The following is a 2707-nucleotide window of genomic DNA, read 5'->3' as shown; positions in this document are numbered from 1 at the left end:
GACGCCCGTGACGCGCGAAGTGATGGCCCCTTTTTTGAGTTTCGATGCGAGCAGGATGCCGACGCCGTCCGGGATCTGGTACGTCGAGCCGTTGATGAGCTCGAGCACCTGCGGATCGCGGCCGGCCGCCATGACTTTCTCCGGGTTGACGGCGATGACGGTCGACTGCTCTCCGTGCTGCATGCGTTCTTTCAGATCTTGTATGATACCCTCGTATGTAAGCGGGGAAACGTGAACCCCCAAAAACTGTTCTTTCATGGTCTGAAACCCCGTTTCGTGCGTCTTCAATTTTCTAAGTATAGCAGATTTCCAATTGAGTTGCACAGGCGGATTGCCCAGTGATAGAATTTAACGGAGACAAGGGCTGAGGGCTTTTGTTTGAGGAGGAAAACATGTGAAAATAGTATTATCCGGCTTTTACGGCCTCGGCAACACAGGTGACGAGGCGATTCTGAAGGCCATTATCGATAATTTGCGCGCGGAGCTCGACAATCCGGAAATCACGGTGTTCTCCCTGTCCCCTGAGGAGACGTCGGCGGAGCACGGAGTGGAATCGATTTATCGGGCATGGCGCCATTCGAATAAAGAAAAGTGGCGGGCGCTGCGCGAAGCGGACCTGCTCATTTCAGGCGGGGGCGGGCTGCTGCAGGATACATACCCGACGAAGTTTTTATTCGGCCCGCTTCCTTATTATCTGCTGATCGTGCAGCTGGCGAAAGCGGCGGGTACGAAGGTGATGTTCTTCTCGCAGGGCATCGGCCCGGTGACGTCCCGCTGGGGCAAGACGCTCATGAAGACGTTCGCCAATCAGGCGGATTTCATCACGGTGCGCGACGCGTATTCGAAAGAGTACCTGCACAAGCTCGGGGTCACGAAGCCGGAGACGGTCGTGACGGCGGACATCGTGTTCGCGTTCCGTTCGGACGAAGAAGACCGGGCGTACCAGTCGCTCCCGCTTTCCGGCGACGAGAAGATCGTCGCGGTGACGGTCCGCCCGTGGTTCGATCATCCGGACTACTTGGACAAGATGGCGTACGTGCTCGACGGACTGATCGAACAGCGCGGCGTGACGCCGGTGTTCGTGCCGATGGAAGGCAAGTATGATGTGCCGGCGTCGCAGGATGTCATGTCGCGCATGCGGCATGCCGACCGGACGCTGCTGCTCGGCTCGGACTTCTCGCCGAATGAGTTCCTGAATTTCATCCGGCACGCGGAGCTGACGGTCGGCCTCCGGCTGCACGCCCTGATTTTCTCGGCGCTCGCCTCCGTGCCGCACCTCGGTCTTTCCTACGACCGGAAAGTGGAGAGCTTCCTGAAACGTTCCGGCATGTGGCCGTATTCATTCCGCCTCGGCGAGATCGATGAAACCCGGATGCTGGAGAACGCGTTGTATTTGCTGGACCATAAGGAAGAAGCGCAGGCGATCATGGAGCCGAACGTGGCGGAGCTGCGGTCGGAAGCCATGCGGAACATCGAACTGCTCAAGGAAAAATTCGGGAAATAGAGGTTTTGACGCTATGAAAATTTTGTTGGCAACATCCTACGACTACCCGCATCTCGGCGGGCTGTCGACGCATATGACGACACTGAAGACCGGACTGGAACACCTCGGACACACAGTGGAGACGCTGTCGTTTTCGGACGTGGCGAAGTGGCGCCGTGACTGGATCGCCCGGGGTCCGTCGTTTATTCTCAATAAAGTATCGTTAGGCGCCGGGTACGTATGGACACTCAACCGCCGGCAGCAATTCCTGGAGGCGATGCTGAAGGACGCGTATTACCAGTCGTTCGATATCGTGAACGCGCAGGACGTCTTCGCGACGCGCGCCTCCCTCAAGGCGGGGCTCCCGACGGTGACGACGACGCACGGGTACTTGACGTATGAAGGCATCTCCAAAGGGTCGGTCGGCGAGGACAGCGCGCACAAGCAGAAGCTGCTCGACGTGGAGTTCAGCATGTATAAGAAGACGCGCGCTGTCGTGACGGTGGATACGCGCATCAAGGAGTACATCAAGCGCGAGACCGGTGTCGAGGCGACGATGATCAAGAATTTCATCGACGTCGAGAGTTTCAAGCCGGAGACGGAACGGCGCGCGGAATTCCGTGAGACGTATGGCTTTTCACAGGACGACAAGATCTTCTTTATTCCCCGGCGCCTGACGAAGAAGAACGGCGTCATCTACCCGATCCTGTCGTTCCCGCCGGTGCTGGAAAAGTATCCGGATGCGCGGCTCGTGTTCGCGGGGACCGGGGAAATGATGAATGACATGAAGGCGAAGGCGCAGGAGCTCGGCATCGCGGACCGCGTGACGATGCTCGGCGCCGTCGATCACGCCGATATGATCCAGTATTACGCGCTGAGTGATGTGGCGCTCGTGCCGTCGATTTATTCGGCGGGCGTCGAGGAAGCGACGTCGATTTCGGCGCTGGAGGCGATGGGTTCAGGCATTCCGCTGATCGCGTGCGCGGTCGGCGGGCTGAAGGAGATCGTCGACGACGGGCGCGACGGGCTGCTCGTGGAGGAGCGGAATGTCGGCGCGCTGTCGGAGGCGATGATCCGGCTGCTGGATGCTCCTGCGTATGGCGCGGAGCTGGCGGCGGCCGCCCGGCAGAAGATCGTGGACGAGTATTCGCATTTCGCCGCCGCGGAGAAGTACGAAGCGATTTACGTGAAAGCGCTTGGGCAGTGAATGTGCTGATGTGGCCG

General features: G+C 59.0%; 3 protein-coding genes. 2 read left to right on the top strand and 1 reads right to left on the bottom strand.

The window, feature by feature from the left end; all coding sequences use genetic code 11:
- Positions 1-258, bottom strand: a 258-nt coding sequence (locus CCE92_RS15650) for a WecB/TagA/CpsF family glycosyltransferase (protein WP_420913243.1), incomplete at its 3' end; no start/stop codon positions are given.
- 136 nt (positions 259-394) lie between these two features.
- Here CCE92_RS15650 and csaB point away from each other — a divergent pair.
- Together csaB and CCE92_RS15640 are read left to right on the top strand one after the other, a co-directional pair.
- Complete coding sequence (gene csaB / locus CCE92_RS15645; RefSeq protein WP_088009629.1) at positions 395-1504, top strand: polysaccharide pyruvyl transferase CsaB; 1110 nt, start codon at positions 395-397, stop codon at positions 1502-1504.
- Between the two features lie 13 nt (positions 1505-1517).
- Entirely contained in the window at positions 1518-2690 is a 1173-nt protein-coding gene (locus CCE92_RS15640) for a glycosyltransferase family 4 protein (RefSeq protein WP_088009627.1), read from the top strand.
- The last annotated feature ends 17 nt before the right edge of the window (positions 2691-2707 follow it).

The organism is Indiicoccus explosivorum, from assembly GCF_002167005.1.
Classification (GTDB): Bacteria; Bacillota; Bacilli; order Bacillales_A; family Planococcaceae; genus Indiicoccus; species Indiicoccus explosivorum.
Note: the sequence above shows the minus strand (reverse complement) of the source record. Positions and strands in the feature narration are given on the sequence as shown.

Bases quoted from the DNA above. Each gene is read 5' to 3' on its own strand.
- CCE92_RS15640 (WP_088009627.1), top strand. From the start codon at position 1,518: ATGAAAATTTTGTTGGCAACATCCTACGACTACCCGCATCTCGGCGGG.